A 16,366-nucleotide genomic window follows, 5' to 3' on the forward strand; every position below is an offset into this window, starting at 1 on the left:
AAGATAGTCATATAAAATGACCAACCAAGAATCAAGGAGAAAGGAGACCGGTTGTGCCGACCTTCAATGTTGCCCAAGCCAAAGCCCGCTTGTCCGAGTTGATCCAGAAGGCCATGCTGGGGGAAGAGGTCATCATCGCCAAGGACCATAAGCCCGTGCTCAAGCTTGTCCCCCTGGAACCCCGGCCCCGACGGCGGCCTGGATCCGCCAAAGGCCAGATCGTGGTCGCGCCCGACTTCGACAAGACGCCGGAGGATTTTCGGGAGTACAGTTGATGCGGTTGCTCCTGGATACCCACGTCTTTCTGTGGTGGGTCGAAGATGCTCCGGAGCTATCCGCCAAGGCGCGGAAGGGGCTCGCGGACCCCGCGCATGAGATCTTCCTGAGCCTGGCGAGCTGCTGGGAGATGGCGATCAAGCTGAGCCTCGGCAAACTCAAGGTGGCTCAGCCGTTGGAACGATTTATTCCGGAGCAACTGGCGGCCAATGGGTTTCGGCAACTCAACATCGAGTTCCGGCATGTTGTACGGGTCGCTCAACTGCCCTTTCACCATCGAGACCCGTTTGACCGCCTACTCGTGGCGCAGGCGCTGGAAGAGGGGGTGACCGTGGTGTCCGCCGATCCCGTGTTCAGAATGTACGGGGTGCGACGCCTCTGGTGAGTTGCAAGTCCCCTCTGAATACCCTGCTTCGCACTCCTCGTCCGACGCAGCGCCGCGATAGACGCTCCCCAAGCGCCGTCATCCCCGGTCCTGCCGCCGTCATCCCCGCGCAAGCGGGGAACCAGGCTCTCCAACAGCCCTGGATTCCCACTTCCGCCCGCCTGCCGAAGCCCTGCGGCGGGCAGGTGGGAATGACGTACGTGTGGCAACCCACGCAATAGAGACGCTATTGTCGTCCTATCCCCGCGTGCAAGTCGGTACCAGCTCGCCGAGCAGATCTAACGCGGCTTTAGCGTCACCCTTGGATGCCAGCGCTTCCAACTCTTCGACCTTCTTCGCCAGAAAGGCCGGATCCGGCAGCCACGTGGATCGCACTCGCAGGATGTTCTCGACTCCGGATGGCTCGACGGCTTCGTCCTTTCCGACCAACTCTTCGTACAGTTTCTCGCCGGCCAGACGCCCGTGAAGACAATCGGGATCTCTTCCTCCGGCACAAAGCCGGACAGTCGGATCAGATTCCGAGCCATATCCAACACCTGGTGATGATTTATTACCAGGAGCGCAAAATACTTGACACCTTTCACTCAGCCGCATAGCGGACCGCAGGGTGGTGGAAGAAGGATGGCCCCACGGCCGGCAGTCGCTGGGTGCGGCGAAGATCCCCACGGACATTGGCCACCAGGTCGTCCGCGTCCTGGGGGGGCCGACGGCCCAGGGCGTTGGTGTTCACGTCCTGGTTCAAATCCTCGTCGGGGTTCAGTGCCGGGCTGGAGGGCGGCAGGAAGAAGAGGCGCAGCCGGTCGCAGGGGCGCTGGAGCCCCTGTTGGGTGACCGTCGCGATAGGCACGGGATGCCTATCCACGATCAGAAAGACGGGATGCTTCACGTGCCGGAGTCAGCGACGGCCGCATGGCAGGCAGATCCGCGCCGGGAACCGCTGCGGAAACCCCATGCAGGACAGCCGCCCACGAGTGGTGAGAGCGGAGAGCCTGTGGCCGCGAACTCGCCGGCCGGGGCCACGGCTCACCGGGGGCTGGCCGCGCTGGCCCCACCTGGGCCCCGCCTGATGATCCGAGCGCAAGCCCATCTCGTCGCCCCACGAGAGCGGGGCCCCCGCGCGCTTGGCTGCTGCCCGCATCCGAGGGGACTCGACGGCCAGCCAGCGCCGCACCGCCTTGGGATCCCGCTCAGAGGCCTGCCGCAGCGGCTGCTGCGGGGGGAAGCCCCAGGCCCGCAGGGAGCGCCCCACGGTCCAGACCGACCCCCGCACTCCGGAGCGGCGCGCCATCAGGTCGCCCACCGCTTCGCGGGTCCACCAGGAGCACGGCAAGGGCCACGGCTCCGGGCAGCAGTGGGGCACGGGGCGCACGAGCTGGGCCGCTGGCCAGCCCTTGAGTCGGCCACCACGCGGCCGGCCCCGGGGCCGCGCCTTCAAGGGATGCCGCCCCCCACGGGCCTGGCGCTTCACCCAGGTGGACCGAGCTTGCCGACTGATGCCGAAGAGCCGACAGACCTCGGCCGTGGCGCGCCCTTGCTGCTTGACGGCGGCGACCGCTTGCTCGCGCAAGACTTCTTGGGCTTCGGGCGACAGGTGCCGCGCATCGCGGACTCGTGCACGCATGCGCAATGGATCACCATCGCCGGTCATAAGTCAAGTATTTCATGCTCTGATTAATCCTGAATCCGGCGTGAAAAGTGCTCGTTCAGAGTTTAAGGCGTTCGATCCGGTGAAGGGCATGCTTCCAGGCGACCTCCCTGGCACCGCTGGCCGGTAACGCCAAACGGGGACGATGGCCAGTTCGGAGAAGCTGAGCCGGCATGAAAAGGATTTGGTTGCGCAATGTCTGCAGCGTGACGTGGCGGAACTCGTCCGGCAGACAGAGTCGGCGAAACCAATTGACGAGATTGTAGGCGAGCAAGAGCACGTGAAAATAGGTCTCGTTGGCAGAGAAGTGACGGCCGGGGATTTTCCCCAGCGCGTAGTCGCCCTTCAGCTGGCGGATGATCAGCTCGATGCCTGCCCGGTCGTTGTAAAAGCGCCAGAGGTTGAGTGGCTGCAACGGGAGATTCGTGACGAGGACCTGGTCGTGGGACTCGCCAAGCTTGAAGAGCGTCAACTGGGCGGTCGGCTCTTCGGGCTGAGGGCGACGGATCACGACGAACCGATAGGGATGGGGCCAGCGGGTCGGCGGGGAGCGAAACTCGGCCACCTCGACGCCTCGACTGGGACTGACGTACCGCAGGCCCGGCAGTTTGCGCTTGATCGGGGCAGTCAGGCGAGCCACGATCACAAACCGCGCCCTCTGTCCTTCCAGCCACTCGATCAGCTTGTGGTCGTAAAACCCTTTGTCCGCGCGGACAATCGTCAGCCGGACCCCGGCCGGGATCTTCGCGAAGCACGCCGCGAGGAGGGCGAGCGTCCCGCTGGCGGTATGCGCATCCCCTGGTCGCAACTCGCCGTGCCAGAAGTCCTTGGTCTGCCCCTCGAAGCAGAGCAAGGGGTGATACGACGGCCGGCCCCGCTTGACCGGGTTGTAGCCGATCCGGGCCTGCTCCTGCTTGCCAGAGCGCACCAGCACGGTGGAATCGATGTCGAAGATCAACCGCGACGGGGACTGCGGTGTGACGGCCATTTGCCGCAAGAAACGGTCGTGCAGTCGGCGCAACCTCGGCAGGGCGACCGGGGCGACCCGGAGCAGGAACCGGCGCAGCGTCGTAGGATTCGGGTAGGCGGGCAAGCCGGTGAGAGACTGGAAGACGCCGTTGTGCTGCAGCAGCTGCGTGGTCTCGATGCGTCCCAACCCGAGGATCATGGGGTACAGAGCCGCCAGAAACATTTCGCCGACACTGTACCGATTGTTGCGCTGGACGAACCGAGTCCCCAACGTCAGCCATCGCTTGAGCCTCAGGCGACTGAAGAAGCGATGGAGGAGGTAGGCGCCACCGAAGTGCGTGAGCGAGCGCGCACCGAAGGCAATCGACAGCTTCCGAGGGCCGCGGGGCATTGTTCCCACATGGACCTCCCAGGGAGCTTTCGGAACAAGACCCCCGCAAGGGTCTCCCCCGCTGTTCGAGTGGGTCGCGTGAAATCATAGAGCATCAAGTGACGCCGGATTCAGGTTAATATCATTTACAGCAAAAATGCTGCCATGGAGGAGGACAAGATGGTTCGGACCCAGGTCCAGTTGACCGAGGCTCAGATGCGAACATTGAAGCGCCTGGCCGCCGACGGGGGGTCTCCGTGGCGGAGCTGATTCGCCAGAGCGTCGAGCTTTTCGCCCGGAGCCGAGGGGCCGTGGACGACCAGACCCAGCGCCAGCGGGCACTCTCCGTCGTGGGCCGGTTTCACTCGGGCCGACAAGACCTCGCCACCGAGTACGATCGCTACCTGAGCGAGGCCTATCAGCCGTGAGCGTCTTCCTGGATACCTCGGCCCTACTCGCGGTTCTGGACGGTGACGACCAGTTCCATCCCAGAGCCCGTGCCGTGCGGATCGACCTGGTCGAACGCGCCGAAGACCTCGTCTGCACCAACTACGTCCTGGTGGAAACGTTCGCCCTCGCCCAACACCGTTTGGGCCTGGACGCGGTCAGGAGCCTGGTGGATGATGTCCTGCCCCTGGTGCGGGTGCACTGGATCGGCGTGGCCGACCATCGGGCAGCCGTGGCAGCCCTCCTCACCGCCGGCCGGCGGCAGCTGAGCCTCGTCGAATGCATCCGCTTCATCGTCATGGGCCAGCTCGACCTCGAGACGGCCTTCGCCTTCCTCGCATGTGGGTGCCGAGCCCGAAATCACCGCCCGGCTCCCGCTGCCGAGGCTCGCTCCGCCTCCCGGGCCGCCCTCACCTGTGCGGCGATCCAGGGATACGTACGGGCGATCCCTTCGCGGAGGCTCACCTTCGCCCTCCAGCCCAGCGACTCGATCCTTGCCTTGATGAAGTTCCGGGCCTGCACGCCGACCGGCCCCAGAACGTACTTCACCTCGAGCCTTTTGGCCGACACCTCGATCACCGTCCGCACCAGATCGGCCACCGTCACCCGCTCGTCGCGGCCCAGGTTCACCAGGCCCTCCAGGTCGGAGGGCATCAAGGTGTAGATCCCCTCCACCAGGTCGTCCACGTAAGTGAACACCCAGATCGCCGGCCCATCGCCCCAGACCTTGATGGTGCCGCCATCCTCGGCCTCGGCCGCCTTGCGGCAGATGGCCGCTGGCGCCTTCTCCCGCCCGCCGGACCAGGTCCCCTCCGGGCCGTAGCAGTTCTCGAAGCGGGCGATGCGCCCCTTCATCCCGGAGCGCCGGCCATAGGCCATGGCCACCCGCTCGGCGTCGAGCTTCTCCCAGCCGTACTTGTTGTCCGGGTCGGCCGGAATCGCGTCGGCCTCGGTCAGGAGGTGGGTGAGAGTAGGAGTCGTCCTGGGCAGTGATGCCGGTGATGAGTGCCCGTCTTGTGCTTGATATACCTGAGACCATGTTCTATCTTACTAAGTAAGATTCAATTCGCTCCACCAGGAGGTGACGGCATGCGAGCCACCAAGACGTGGACCATCTCCCTTCCCCCTAACCTCGTCCGAGCGGCTGAGCGGATGGCCAAGGAAGAACATCGGACCAAGAGTGAACTGGTTCGGGAGGCCCTGCGCCTGTACCTCGATGAACAACGGTGGCGGAAGCTCCAGCGGAAGATCGCCTTGCACGCTCAGGCCCTCGGGATTCGGACGGAGGACGATGTGGACCGCCTCGTCCATGAGGTCCGAAAATAGGGCCTCATGCGCATAGTCCTCGATACGAACGTCTTGATCTCCGCCCTTGCCTTTCCAGGGAGCAAGCCGGATCAACTCCTTTCCCGCATCCGGCGAGGCGAAATGGATCTTTTCATGAGCCTGTTGCACAAACCCCTTGACACCTAGGCAATTCTATGTATACTCTCTTCCCTCGTCATGACCGAAGGGAGGGTGCCATGGGCTATAACTTTCTGCCATGTGATCGTGAGCAACTGTTTCTGATGCCGCCGGCGTTGCAGGATTGGCTGCCGGAGGGCGATCTGGCCTGGTTCATCCTGGATGCGGTGGCCCAGATGGATCTGAGGAAGATCGAGCGGGCGTACCGAGCCGATGGCTGGGGCCAAGCGGCCTACGAGCCGGCCATGATGGTGGCGCTGCTGCTGTATGCCTACTGTCTGGGCGAGCGCTCCAGCCGCCGGATCGAACGGCTGTGCGAGCGGGATGTGGCCTTTCGGGTGCTCGCGGCCAATCAGCGGCCCGATCACACCACGATCGCCCGATTCCGGCAGACCCATGAGGCCGCGTTGGCCGCCCTGTTTACGCAGGTGCTGACGCTGTGTGCGGCGGCGGGGTTGGTGAAGGTCGGGGTGGTGGCCCTGGATGGCACGAAGATCAAGGCCGACGCGGCGCTGGCAGCGAATCGGACCGCCGAGACGATTGCGGCGGAGGTGACGCGGATGCTGACCGAGGCTCAGGCCACCGATGCCGCCGAGGATCGGCTGTACGGACCGGAGCAGCGGGGCGACGAACTGCCGGAGGCGTTGCGGGATCGGCGGAGCCGACTGGCCCGGTTGCAGGCGTGCCAGGCACGGTTGACGCAAGCGGCGGCCGAGGCGACCGCCCAGCAGCAGGCCAAGCTTGAGGCCCGCCAGGCCGAGGAAGCCGCCACCGGGCAGAAGAAGCGGGGCCGCAAGCCGAAGGCGGCCGAAGCGGCAGCGGATGCCACGGCCAAGGCGAACGTGACGGACCCAGAGAGCCGCATCATGAAGACACCGGCCGGGTACGTGCAAGGCTACAATGCCCAAGCGGTCGTGACGGAGGCCCAGATCATCGTCGCGGCCGCCGTCACGCAGGAGGCGAACGATATCCGCCAACTGCATCCGATGCTGACCGAGGCGCAGGAAAATCTGCAGGCCATCGAGCACCCGCAGCCCCTCGGGACCGCCCTGGCGGATGCCGGCTATTGCAGCGAGGCCAACCTGACGGAGGCCGATCCCGCCGGACCTGAGTTGCTGATCGCGCCGAACCAAGATTGGAAACAGCGCCAGGCGCTGCGGGAGCAGCCACCGCCACGCGGCCGCTGTCCGAAGGGGCTGACAGCCCGCGACCGCATGGAGCGCACACTGCTGACGAAGCGCGGACGCCGTCTGTACACGAAGCGCGGCCAGACGGTGGAGCCGGTATTCGGCCAGATCAAGAGCACCCGTGGCTGTGATCGCTTCATGCGCCGGGGCCGCCAAGCCTGTGACGGCGAATGGAAACTGCTCTGCGCGACGCATAATTTGTTGAAGCTCTGGCGGAGCGGGAAGGCGGCCTGGACCGGTCGGCGCAGAGGCAGCGAGCCGCGACGGCTTGGCCGGGGAAGTGGAAAGAAGACGAGGGGATGACCCTTTCGACGGCCACGCTCCCTCGCGGGCTCGGCAGCGAGTGGCCCAGATGGGAGCACAATACAATTTCTGGTGACCAAAGGGTTCAATCATGGGTTTGAGCAACAGGCTCTCATCTCCCCTTTTATCCTGTCCGAGCTGGACCGGGTTCTGCGGCAGAAGTTCCACTTCAGCAAAAAGGAGGCCGACGCTCGCGTCAGGGCCATTCGCACCATGGCCCATCTGGTTGAGCCCGCCGAGCGGATCACCGTGATCGCCGCCAAGGACGACGACAACCGCATCCTCGAATGCGCCCTCGCCGCTCACGCCGAGTTCCTGGTCACCGGAGACAAAGCCCATCTGGTCCCGCTCGGATCTCACGGCACGACCCGAATAGTCACGCCGGCTCAACTCCTTGATCTTCTCGAGGCCCCTTCGTCCTGACCCCGTTGCGTCCATCGCGTCTATCGCGTCTGTTGCGTCATTGCGTTCATTGTGCGGCGATCCACCGATAGGTCCGGGAGCTCAAGACATTTCGGAACTCGGATGTCGGATTGGAGAATAGGGACGCGCAGGTCAATAGACCTCATCATGGGTGCCCATGGTCAACTACAGAATCTCTTCCTCGCCTGACTCTGGATTCTGGACAAAGTCGAAGAGGATACGGTTATCGTAGTCCACCGTGCAAGCCCATGTCCCGGCCAGTTCACCCTTCAATTTATGGCTGCGCAACGTAGGGTGGAAGGGGTCCTCGGCAAGCTGCTGTAGTGTGCGCTCAACCCTCGTCCGCAGATCGGGCTGGCGGTGGACAGCTCGTTTGAAGGCCCGCACGAACGCCGCGCTCCAGATGAGGGACCTCACTCCGCCAGCTCCGCCATCAGATCGGCCACCGTGCCTCGCCGCATCTCGCCTCGTCGGTAGGCCTCACGGGCCTCAGCGATATCTGCAGCCAGTTCAGTACGCCGGTGCTGGATCAAACGCTGACGGATAATCTGCATCAACAACGCCTGATCATCGGGCGGCAGGGCCTCCACCATTTCAATGACCTCCTGGAAGCGCGGCACTCTCGTCGTTTTGCTCATCTCGCTTTCACCTCCTCATCGCGTCTATCGCGTCATTGCGTCTATCGCGTCGGTTGCGTCGATAGCGTCGGTTGCGTCGTAGAGAGGTGCTTGATGAGATTGGAGAGCATCCGGGATGTGTGGTTGATTCCATTCGAACCCGCTCTGAACTCGGACTCGGACTCGGAGAACCCGACAAGTCGCCTCGCTGCAGAACTTGCGGGCCCGTGCCGGTCCCTACACCGTGCCTATAGGAGCCGAACGAACTCCTCCACCTCGTGCTGCGCGTCGCGGATCAACTTCCGTAAAAGACCAGGCTTCAAACTGCGATGGGCAGCTACCGTGAGAGGCTTGCGTCCTGGGTCGTGAGGGTGACGCAACCGCACGTGGCTTCCACGCTGCCGGACGACTTCGTAGCCCAGGCGCTGAAAGGCCCGAATCGTGTCCTGGCCCGAGACGACGGGAAGCTTCGCGCTCACCCAGTCACAACCACGCTGCCGATCAACACTCCGGTCGGGTCGGGGATCTCTTCTCCCTGCGCCCGCGTATCCTCAAGGCATAGCTCGATCGCCTCGCGGATATTCTTCAGCGCCTCCTCGACGGTCTCTCCCTGCGTGTAGCACCCAGGCAGGGACGGGCACGTCACCACATAGCCGCCCGTCTCGTCGGGCTCCAAGATCACCTTGAAGTCGTAGACTTTCATCCCTCACACCTCCGGGTGGCCCCTATTGCGTCGGTTGCGTCGTTGCGACGGGGAGGTGGCCGTCGAAAGCGGCCACGTACGAAGCGGCCCTCTCCTTTCCAGTCGCCCTCTGGTACACCCAAAACGTGTCCTGCTCGAGCCTCCCGCGGAGCCGGCCCCCTTCCAGCCACCTCTCCTCGTCCACCGTGTAGACAAGAACGTCCGCGGGGACCGGCAGGGCCGTCGCATCCCAGGAGATCGACCTCCTCGAACGGCTTCTGGCTGCGCCCGACGATGACCAGCAGATCGAGGTCGCTCCCTGCACCAGCCTCCCCTCTCGCGTACGAGCCGCAATAACCGATTCGGACACCTCAGGCTTGCTCCGGGAAATCGCAGCAGCCCACTCGCGTACGCTGCGCTCGACCTCTCCAGGCGAGCGCCCGCCGAGAACGGGCGAACTCAACGATCTCACGGGCATAGCGAATCGCCTCCTTGCTCTCTAGCTCTCCGTAGTGCTCGTACGGGAGCCTCCGGGTGACTGTTGGGAAATCGCGGAGGAACGGAGGAAGAGTCGAGGACCCGAGCTTTCTCCACCATCTGGCGCGGCGGCTTCGCCGAAGCGGGAAGCTCGACCAGGAGGTTCGCCACCACATGACCCCACGCTTCTTGACCCAGATGGAGACGGCGGGCCTTGACGGCCTTCTCGGCTGCTTGTTGCGCCGCGAAGCACGTCCCCCGGCTCCAGCTCCATGGTGACGAGGATGGTGGGAGTCGGGGCCAAACCGAAGGACGCGGGGTCCTCCCCTTCGAGATGGAGCGCGACGGCTTCCTGCAGGTTCGCCAACGTGTCATCCACCGTCTTCCCCTGGGTCATGACGGCCAGTTCGACACACTCCGCCACGTAATGGCGCTCACCGCGCCGGAGCACCGCTTTGACGGTTCGCTGAAGGGTCATCTCGTTCCGGTATGCTTCCCTCGAGGTGCTCTGCCACAGGCAGCGCCCTGTGGAGGATGGCCGGGAAGAGCCTGTCTGTCTTCTCGGCCTGGAGCCCGCCGCTTCGGTGTCCCCAGTCTACCACACCGCACTGTCCTTCACGAGACCCGAGCGCCGCCGCCCATCCGCTTTTTCAGTCCTTGGCGTTACCCAGGCAATCCTGCTGGCGCAGTTCCCAGCATGAGGCGTCGGCGACAGCGGGCCCCACCAGGGCCTGTACCCGTGGTAGATGAACGCCTCCCGACCGTCCAGGAACCCGCCCTGCAGCAGGGAGCGATAGGCCCCAAACGCAACCGGGCGCACCAGCAGTCTGAGTTGCTCAGAGCGGTGGTCGCAAAGCCAGCGCGACGTCGAATCTGCGCGACGGTCTACATCGCTTGGTCTCTAGCTCTCCGAAGACGGGACCCACCCCCGCGCCCCGTCTCCGTGCTCGCGTTCCAGCCTAGAGTCCGCTCACCGCACGTCGGCGCCTCACAGCGGCCCCTTGACGGCCGACGAGACGGGCCGTATGATTTGTATTATAGTAATACAGTAGGAATTCAAAGGCCAGGGTGAATGCGCTATGGGGACCACTGTCAAAGTCCGCGACAAATACCAGGTCACGATTCCGGAAGAGGTTCGCGCCAAGATCCCCTTGACCATCGGAGAGCGGGTGGAGGTTGAAGCCGAGGGCGGGAAGATCGTGATCCGCCCGATGCTCGAGATTCCAAGAGACCAGGCATGGTTCTGGGCCACGGACTGGCAGGAGCAGATTGCCCGATCCCGAAAGGACCTCGAGAGGGGGAAGGTCAAGGTCTTCAAATCCGTGAAAGAGGCCCGGAAACACTTTGGCGATTGACCTCGTCATCCCTGCATCCGTGCTGCGAACCCTGAACGACCTCCCCAAGGAAGTTCGGTTGAAATTCTGGGAGCCGTTGGAACGGCTCGCTGCCAATCCCTCCCATCCCAGCCTGCGCAACGAGAAGCTGAGGGGCTCGGAGCAGTGGGCCTTCAGCGTGACCATGAACTACCGAGCAACCTACTTCCGAGACAAGACCCGCATCGTCATTACGGCCATAGGAACCCACCAAGATGTCTTGGGCACGTAGTGTGCCTCTCTCCCCGTTGCCTTTCGGTACCCCGGATCTCCAAAGTCTCGCTCTAGCCGCACCCTTGGAGGTACCCGCATCCTTGCGGGCCACCATGTACGCCCTGCGCTTGCGAGGGAAACCCACGCCCTTTCTCCAGCATGCCACCGCCCGCGCTTGGGCAGCGTCCTCTCACCCGGCCACCAGAGAAAGGCGAAGTACCGGTGCAATGCCTCGAAGTCCAGCTCGCCGAACTCCGGCAAGAGCGGTAGGAGTACGTTGCCTCTTCCTCGCCGACCCTGTGCCCCACGATCCGCCGCACCCCTCGACCGCCCGCTCTCGGAAGCCAGCCATCGGCTCCGGTGTCCGTCTGCGACCGGAAGCGGTGGCCGTAGGGGAGCTCCGGCACCCGCTATCGCCGGGAGACCCGGTAGGGCCAGATTCTCCGCCCGGCCCGCCCCGGTGGACCTGCGCCTCCGTCATCCGGCGGACCGCCGCGATGGCTTCGGGACTTGCGGGCCCGTTCGCTTTCACGGCGTCTGTTGCGTCGTCGCATCTATTGCGGGCAGTGGGCGGCGTGGGGGGATCGGGTCAGAGGAGGACCACGTTGCGCTTAGGCCCGGGCACCCCGCGCATGGCGCCCCGGGTGTCGAAGACCAGCGGGGCGTGGCGGACGATGGCGTCGTAGTCGAAGGCCGAGTGCGCCGTGAGGATCAGCGCGCAGGCACAGCCGCGGAGGCGCTCCTCCGTGACCGGGACGGCGTCATAGAGGTGCCCCTCCACCTCGAAGGTCGGGGTGTAGGGGTCCGCGTAGGTCAGCCGCGCGCCCTCCCGTTGCAGCAGCACCATGACCTTGGCCGCCGGGGTCTCCCGCGGATCGGCCACATCGGCCTTGTAGGTGACGCCCAGGACGAAGATGTCGGCCCCGTTCAGGCAGTGCCCTCGCCGGTTCAGCAGCCGCTGGAGCTTGGCGACCACGTAATACGGCATGCTCTCGTTGATCTCGCCGGCCAACTCGATGAAGCGCGTGTGGAGGTCGTATTCCTTGGACTTCCAAGCTAGGTAGTAGGGATCCAGCGGGATGCAGTGGCCGCCGACGCCCGGCCCCGGATAGAAGGGCATGAACCCAAAGTGCTTCGTCGCGGCCGCGTCAATGACTTCATAGACGTTGAGCCCCATGCGGTCGCACAGCAGGGCCAGCTCGTTGACCAGCGCGATGTTCACGGACCGGAAGACGTTCTCGAAGACCTTGGTCAGCTCCGCCACCCGCGGGGAAGAGACGGGGAAGATCTTCACGACGGAGTGCTCGTAGAACGTCTGAGCGTGCAGGAGGCAGGCCGGCGTCACGCCACCCACGAGCTTGAAGGTGTTGTGGGTCTTGAAGGCGCGGTTGCCGGGATCCACCCGCTCCGGCGAGAACGCCACGTAGAGGTCCTGCCCAACCTTGAGCCCGCTTTCCGTCAGCCGTGGCACCAGCACCTCCTCCGTGGTGCCCGGGTAGGTCGTGCTTTCCAGGACGACCAGCATCTGCGGGTGCAGGCAGGTGGCCAGCTCCGTGGCGACCTTGACGATGGCGCTGATATCCGGCTCCTTGTTCCGGGTCAGCGGGGTCGGCACGCAGATCAGGACGACGTCGCAATCCCGAAGCGCCCGGAAGTCCCCCGTGGCCGAGAGCCGCCCCGCCTCGACGGCCTGCCGCAGCTCGGCGGCGTCCACATCCGAGATGTAGTTCTCGCCGCGGTTCACCCGCGCCACCTTCAAAACACTCTAATTTGGACAAGAGTGATTTTGCGACGCAGTGGTTCGAGACGAGGTCTTGTCAATAGGTGTGTAAATGGAATCAGGCGGCGACCTCCTGTTGGGTCACGCTGGTTGATGCCTTCACGCCATCGACAAACTGGACGCCGGCGTAGACCAGGGGCAGCAGCTCCGGCGCATTCAGGCGCCGGAAGTGACCCTCGGCCACTTGGAGCCGTGTCCAGATCAACGCCGTGGCGGACTCGACGCGCTTGTAGCGCTTCCCGGCTGTCGTCCGCAGCCGCACGGCGGCGAACGGGGACTCGACCCCGTGGGTCGTCCGGAGATGCTGCCACTGCGCTCTCGGGAACTGAGAGCACGTGACGAGCCGTGCCCAGTCCGCCGGTCACCGCTCGACGGCCTTCGGGGCCAGCCCCTGGTACCGGCGGCTGAACCGGTCCCGGAGGCGCTCGCACTCGGCCTGCGTCTCGGCGTACGGCATCGCCGTCAGCAAGGCCTTCGCCTCCGCCTGGAGCTTCTTGGGCATGGCGTCCAGCACGTTGAGAATCTTATGGTTCCAGCACCGCTGCTCGGCGGCCGTCGGTTGCTGCTCGGCCAAGGCGGCCCAGATCCTGAGGTGCCCATCGGCCACCGGGCCACGCCAGGGCTTCAGCCCCCGTGCCCGCACACCCGCCAGGCGGGTCCCCGGCAGCACGGCCCCCCACGACTCCTGGGACTCGCGTTGGCCGCTCTCCACCGCGAGGACGACCTTGCGGCCATCAGTCAGCGCGCCGATCAGGACCAGCAGCGCCGCCTGGCTGTCTTCCAGACCGGCTTTCCCGGACAGCCCGTCCGCCCAGACGGTCCACGACCTCCAGGTCATCCAAGCGGCGCTGCTTCCAGGCGTCGTCCTCCTGCTGCCATTGGACCTTGAGCCGCTGGAGGGAAGCCGCCGATAGCGGCGCCCCCTCGCCCAGCAGCCCCCGCAAGGCCAGCTCGAAGTCCCCGTGCGCGAGGCCATGCCGGGACCAGCGGGGCAGGAGCTCGCCCCCCTCCTTCGTCCGCCGCTTGAACAGCGGCAGAATCCGACTGACGAAGCGCTCGGCCCGCCCGCGCACCCGCGGCCGCCGCACCGTGATCGTCCCGCACGTGAGCGCCAGCTTCCGCAGCTGGCCATCCCCATGGCGGGACCCCTCTGGGGCATCGACGGCCGCCCGGCGCTCCGATTTCTTCCGCCCCACCCGCGCAGTGCCTGCCTCCTCCAACAGCGCCTGCAACCACCGCTGGATGTGGCCCCGCGCCCATTCCTCCAGATGGTCCCACCACGCCTGGCTTGACGCAGACTCGGTTCCTGTGTTCTGCTCCTGCATGGCGGTGCCTCCTTTCATGGCCGGACTCGCTCCGGCTGGGTTTCGTCACCCGAAAGGTTGCCACCGCCTGTTTCCTATTTCCACACCTTTTGATCATACCTCGTTCGAGACCCTCGCCTGAGCGATCGCGTCTGGGCGCCTAGTCCAAACTCGACCTTGCCTTCAGTCAGACCGGGGGTTCGGCGGAGCGGCCGAGTTGACAGCCGGCGAAGTCCCGTTTAGACTGGTCTACGACTGGCCTAAACTACGGTGACAACGATAATGAAGACACACACTGTCGGGGCATACGAGGCGAAGACCCGCCTGGCACAACTGCTCGACCGCGTGGCGAAGGGGGAGCGCATCACGATCACGCGCCACGGCGCCCCTCGGGCGGTGCTGGCGCCCGCCGGTGGCGCATCCAAGCGAGCCACCGCCGAGGTCCTCCAGGAACTGCGGCAGTTCCGCCAGAAACACAGACTGGGTCGGGTTGCTCTGCACCAGTTGATCGAGGAGGGGCGCAGATATTGAGCCCCCACGGCGAGGCCGAAGCCGGATTCGTTCTCGACGCCTCGGTCACCGTCGCGTGGTGCTTCGAAGACCAGGGGGCCGGGTACGCCGACCGGATCCTGCAACGGCTAAGCGGCCAGCCGGCTCTCGTCCCGGCCATCTGGCCTCTCGAGGTCACGAACGCCCTCCTGGTGAGCGAGCGCAAACGGCGGCTCCGGCCTGCTGACTCGGCACGGTTTCTCACACTCCTTGGGAGGCTCCCCATCATCATCGAGGGAACCGAGCCGTCTCTGCACGACATGGGGAGCATCCTCTCCCTCGCTCGGGAGCAGGCACTTTCGGCCTACGATGCCGCCTATCTCCACCTTGCTGCGACCTACGGCCTACCCTTGGCGACGCTGGACCAGACGCTGAAACGGGCGGCGAGTGCCTGTGGGGTCTCGTTGGCGTAACCTCCCCGCGGTCTGCCGGTGCGCCCATTGCGTCTATCACGCTCGTCGCGGCCATCGCGTCGGTGCGTCTATTGCGTCGATGGCGTCGTTGCGTCTGTAAGGTTCGACCACATGGGGAGTGCACAGCTCACCTTACCTCCCTGGCAGGCGACGAATCTGATGCCGGTCCGGCTCGACCACGTAGAACGACCGTTTCAACTCTTCCTCTTCGTGTTCCTCCAACAAGCGTTCCAGCTCTCGATGGACTTCCTCACTCGTCCCGGGGCTACCCCGCAGTACGATGACGCCGGGCGTTTTGGGGGGCTTTAGAAAGACGGCTCTTCAGGCTTTCGTGTGGGTTGGATAGAGATCCAATCCTCCACAATGGAAGTAGATCGCGGTCTTGAAGTGCTCGACGTTGCGGAAGCCGCGGGCGGTCTTCTTGACCCACTGGATCGTGGCCTTGACCGCTTCCAGCCCCGCGTTGGTGAGCCGATGCCTCAGATACGTCAACACATTCGGAAGATGGCGCCGGATCAGGTGGGCGACGGCGGCCATTGGGCGCAGCCGACTGTGCGTGGCGCGCCAGAACCAGCGGGCAAAGAAGTTCTGCGCGGCACCGGGGGAGGCATCGTCCCAGAACGGGCGGAAGCGCTCCTTGAGGGTCCAGGCCCGGGCCACCGTCCGCTCACTGCGCTGCAGCGTCCGGAAGGTGGCCTGCTGCTCGGCGGTCATGTCCTTGGGGCGCATGAGCCAGAGGTACTTGGTGCCGGTCAGGCGCGCATCCCCGTCCTGCTTGAGCGTCCGATGCTCGACCCGGCGCACGCGGTCCACGGCGTCATGGAGGTGCTTGGCGATATGGAACTTGTCGAAGACGCTCGTCGTCTCGGCCTCGGGGAGATGGGCGTGGGTGGACTGGACGTAGGGCTCCCACCTGTCCATCGCGATGGCCTCAATCCCCGCGCGCTGCTCGGGCGTCAGCGTCGCCCAGAAGCCATCGAGGCTCTCTTGCTTCCGGTCCTCCGCCAGATCGAGCACGCGGCTGCGGTCCAGATCGGCCACCACCGTCAGGTCGCGATGCCCCTTCGCGATGGCCTTCTCCTCGACACCGAGGTGCGCGACGACGTCCCGGGTGCGACGGCTGAGCCCCCGCGCGACGGCCCGCTCCTTGATCCCCCAGGCCTCATCCCAGGTGATGCGCAGCAGCCCGGCCGCACCTGTGACCGAGCACTCGCGGAGCAGGTCGATGGCCAGGCGTTCGAACCAGGCGGTGAATTGGCTCCCCGGCTCGGCCCAGGGCACCGCGATCTGCTTGACCCCATGGGTCGGACCGCTCACGCGGGGCAGGTCCGCCTGGATCCATGTGGTGAACTGGCAAGGACTCCAGATGCCGCCACCGCCGGCGCTTGCGATCAGAGCCTGGGACCGGCGCCTGGCACTCAGGACAGGGATACGGCCCCGGTCCGGCCTCCACGGTGACGGTCACCGGCTGTCCCTTCACGTCCAGTTC

General features: G+C 65.1%; 22 protein-coding genes and 2 pseudogenes. 10 read left to right on the forward strand and 14 right to left on the reverse strand.

Features of this window, described 5'->3' with window-relative positions; genetic code table 11:
- Nucleotides 1-53 precede the first annotated feature (53 nt).
- Entirely contained in the window at nucleotides 54-275 is a 222-nt protein-coding gene (locus ACWHYQ_RS06575) for a type II toxin-antitoxin system Phd/YefM family antitoxin (RefSeq protein ID WP_447974919.1), read from the forward strand.
- On the forward strand, nucleotides 275-661 hold the full coding sequence (locus ACWHYQ_RS06580) for a type II toxin-antitoxin system VapC family toxin (protein ID WP_447974920.1): 387 nt from the start codon (nucleotides 275-277) through the stop codon (nucleotides 659-661). The genes ACWHYQ_RS06575 and ACWHYQ_RS06580 overlap by 1 nt, the downstream gene beginning before the upstream one ends.
- A 580-nt stretch (nucleotides 662-1,241) precedes the next feature.
- Here ACWHYQ_RS06580 and ACWHYQ_RS06585 read toward each other — a convergent pair.
- From ACWHYQ_RS06585 to ACWHYQ_RS06595, 3 genes are all read right to left on the reverse strand, one after another.
- The gene (locus ACWHYQ_RS06585; RefSeq protein ID WP_447974921.1) at nucleotides 1,242-1,547 is read right to left on the reverse strand and encodes a transposase; all 306 of its coding nucleotides are present in this window, start codon (nucleotides 1,545-1,547) and stop codon (nucleotides 1,242-1,244) included.
- Nucleotides 1,548-1,556: 9 nt separating this feature from the next.
- Complete coding sequence (locus ACWHYQ_RS06590; RefSeq protein WP_447974922.1) at nucleotides 1,557-2,282, reverse strand: winged helix-turn-helix domain-containing protein; 726 nt, start codon at nucleotides 2,280-2,282, stop codon at nucleotides 1,557-1,559.
- Between the two features lie 82 nt (nucleotides 2,283-2,364).
- Nucleotides 2,365-3,666, reverse strand: a complete 1,302-nt coding sequence (locus tag ACWHYQ_RS06595; protein WP_447975534.1) for an IS1380 family transposase — start codon at nucleotides 3,664-3,666, stop codon at nucleotides 2,365-2,367.
- Between the two features lie 236 nt (nucleotides 3,667-3,902).
- On the opposite strand from ACWHYQ_RS06595, the gene ACWHYQ_RS06600 reads away from it, so the two are divergent.
- The gene (locus ACWHYQ_RS06600; RefSeq protein ID WP_447974923.1) at nucleotides 3,903-4,073 is read left to right on the forward strand and encodes a hypothetical protein; all 171 of its coding nucleotides are present in this window, start codon (nucleotides 3,903-3,905) and stop codon (nucleotides 4,071-4,073) included.
- 23 nt (nucleotides 4,074-4,096) lie between these two features.
- On the opposite strand, the gene ACWHYQ_RS06605 is transcribed toward ACWHYQ_RS06600, so the two are convergent.
- Complete coding sequence (locus tag ACWHYQ_RS06605; protein ID WP_447974924.1) at nucleotides 4,097-4,456, reverse strand: hypothetical protein; 360 nt, start codon at nucleotides 4,454-4,456, stop codon at nucleotides 4,097-4,099.
- Nucleotides 4,453-5,082, reverse strand: coding sequence for an NAD-dependent epimerase/dehydratase family protein (locus tag ACWHYQ_RS06610; protein ID WP_447975535.1), 630 nt, complete (start codon nucleotides 5,080-5,082; stop codon nucleotides 4,453-4,455). Before ACWHYQ_RS06610 ends, ACWHYQ_RS06605 begins: the two co-directional genes overlap by 4 nt.
- 99 nt (nucleotides 5,083-5,181) lie before the next feature.
- Here ACWHYQ_RS06610 and ACWHYQ_RS06615 point away from each other — a divergent pair, with 99 nt between their 5' ends.
- The 3 genes from ACWHYQ_RS06615 (at nucleotide 5,182) to ACWHYQ_RS06625 (ending at nucleotide 7,469) form a co-directional block, all read left to right on the forward strand.
- A complete protein-coding gene (locus ACWHYQ_RS06615; protein ID WP_447974925.1) occupies nucleotides 5,182-5,418 on the forward strand; it encodes a CopG family ribbon-helix-helix protein in 237 nt (78 codons plus the stop codon).
- 197 nt (nucleotides 5,419-5,615) lie between these two features.
- Nucleotides 5,616-7,046 carry an IS1182 family transposase gene (locus ACWHYQ_RS06620; protein ID WP_447973275.1) on the forward strand — a complete coding sequence of 477 codons (1,431 nt, stop codon included), beginning with the start codon at nucleotides 5,616-5,618 and terminating at the stop codon, nucleotides 7,044-7,046.
- A 72-nt stretch (nucleotides 7,047-7,118) separates the two neighbouring features.
- Nucleotides 7,119-7,469, forward strand: a complete 351-nt coding sequence (locus tag ACWHYQ_RS06625; protein ID WP_447974926.1) for a PIN domain-containing protein — start codon at nucleotides 7,119-7,121, stop codon at nucleotides 7,467-7,469.
- 165 nt (nucleotides 7,470-7,634) lie between these two features.
- Here ACWHYQ_RS06625 and ACWHYQ_RS06630 read toward each other — a convergent pair whose 3' ends face one another.
- The 6 genes and pseudogenes from ACWHYQ_RS06630 to ACWHYQ_RS06655 form a co-directional block, all read right to left on the reverse strand.
- Nucleotides 7,635-7,886, reverse strand: coding sequence for a type II toxin-antitoxin system RelE/ParE family toxin (locus ACWHYQ_RS06630; protein ID WP_447974927.1), 252 nt, complete (start codon nucleotides 7,884-7,886; stop codon nucleotides 7,635-7,637).
- Nucleotides 7,883-8,107, reverse strand: a complete 225-nt coding sequence (locus ACWHYQ_RS06635) for a hypothetical protein (protein ID WP_447974928.1) — start codon at nucleotides 8,105-8,107, stop codon at nucleotides 7,883-7,885. Before ACWHYQ_RS06635 ends, ACWHYQ_RS06630 begins: the two co-directional genes overlap by 4 nt.
- Before the next feature lie 227 nt (nucleotides 8,108-8,334).
- Nucleotides 8,335-8,565, reverse strand: coding sequence for a type II toxin-antitoxin system HicA family toxin (locus ACWHYQ_RS06640; RefSeq protein ID WP_447974929.1), 231 nt, complete (start codon nucleotides 8,563-8,565; stop codon nucleotides 8,335-8,337).
- Nucleotides 8,562-8,789, reverse strand: coding sequence for a type II toxin-antitoxin system HicB family antitoxin (locus ACWHYQ_RS06645; protein ID WP_447974930.1), 228 nt, complete (start codon nucleotides 8,787-8,789; stop codon nucleotides 8,562-8,564). Before ACWHYQ_RS06645 ends, ACWHYQ_RS06640 begins: the two co-directional genes overlap by 4 nt.
- Complete coding sequence (locus tag ACWHYQ_RS06650) at nucleotides 8,786-9,130, reverse strand: nucleotidyltransferase domain-containing protein (protein WP_447975536.1); 345 nt, start codon at nucleotides 9,128-9,130, stop codon at nucleotides 8,786-8,788. Before ACWHYQ_RS06650 ends, ACWHYQ_RS06645 begins: the two co-directional genes overlap by 4 nt.
- A 9-nt stretch (nucleotides 9,131-9,139) precedes the next feature.
- Nucleotides 9,140-9,497 (reverse strand): annotated as a pseudogene (locus ACWHYQ_RS06655) (HEPN domain-containing protein); the annotation flags it as partial.
- A gap of 827 nt (nucleotides 9,498-10,324) precedes the next feature.
- Here ACWHYQ_RS06655 and ACWHYQ_RS06660 point away from each other — a divergent pair.
- Both ACWHYQ_RS06660 and ACWHYQ_RS06665 read left to right on the forward strand, forming a co-directional pair.
- A complete protein-coding gene (locus ACWHYQ_RS06660) occupies nucleotides 10,325-10,600 on the forward strand; it encodes an AbrB/MazE/SpoVT family DNA-binding domain-containing protein (protein WP_447974931.1) in 276 nt (91 codons plus the stop codon).
- Nucleotides 10,590-10,850 (forward strand): hypothetical protein, encoded by a 261-nt coding sequence (locus tag ACWHYQ_RS06665; RefSeq protein ID WP_447974932.1) that lies wholly within the window; start codon nucleotides 10,590-10,592, stop codon nucleotides 10,848-10,850. The genes ACWHYQ_RS06660 and ACWHYQ_RS06665 overlap by 11 nt, the downstream gene beginning before the upstream one ends.
- A 570-nt stretch (nucleotides 10,851-11,420) precedes the next feature.
- On the opposite strand, the gene ACWHYQ_RS06670 is transcribed toward ACWHYQ_RS06665, so the two are convergent.
- Together ACWHYQ_RS06670 and ACWHYQ_RS06675 are read right to left on the reverse strand one after the other, a co-directional pair.
- Nucleotides 11,421-12,575, reverse strand: a complete 1,155-nt coding sequence (locus ACWHYQ_RS06670) for a nucleotide sugar dehydrogenase (protein ID WP_447974933.1) — start codon at nucleotides 12,573-12,575, stop codon at nucleotides 11,421-11,423.
- 94 nt (nucleotides 12,576-12,669) lie between these two features.
- Nucleotides 12,670-13,936, reverse strand: a pseudogene (locus ACWHYQ_RS06675) (IS256 family transposase).
- 261 nt (nucleotides 13,937-14,197) lie between these two features.
- Here ACWHYQ_RS06675 and ACWHYQ_RS06680 point away from each other — a divergent pair.
- Together ACWHYQ_RS06680 and ACWHYQ_RS06685 are read left to right on the forward strand one after the other, a co-directional pair.
- Nucleotides 14,198-14,446, forward strand: a complete 249-nt coding sequence (locus ACWHYQ_RS06680) for a type II toxin-antitoxin system Phd/YefM family antitoxin (RefSeq protein ID WP_447974934.1) — start codon at nucleotides 14,198-14,200, stop codon at nucleotides 14,444-14,446.
- Nucleotides 14,443-14,877 (forward strand): type II toxin-antitoxin system VapC family toxin, encoded by a 435-nt coding sequence (locus ACWHYQ_RS06685; RefSeq protein ID WP_447974935.1) that lies wholly within the window; start codon nucleotides 14,443-14,445, stop codon nucleotides 14,875-14,877. The genes ACWHYQ_RS06680 and ACWHYQ_RS06685 overlap by 4 nt, the downstream gene beginning before the upstream one ends.
- Nucleotides 14,878-15,198: 321 nt before the next feature.
- Here ACWHYQ_RS06685 and ACWHYQ_RS06690 read toward each other — a convergent pair whose 3' ends face one another.
- Nucleotides 15,199-16,308 carry an ISL3 family transposase gene (locus ACWHYQ_RS06690; RefSeq protein WP_447975537.1) on the reverse strand — a complete coding sequence of 370 codons (1,110 nt, stop codon included), beginning with the start codon at nucleotides 16,306-16,308 and terminating at the stop codon, nucleotides 15,199-15,201.
- Between the last annotated feature and the right edge of the window lie 58 nt (nucleotides 16,309-16,366).

This window comes from Nitrospira sp. Kam-Ns4a, assembly GCF_965152595.1.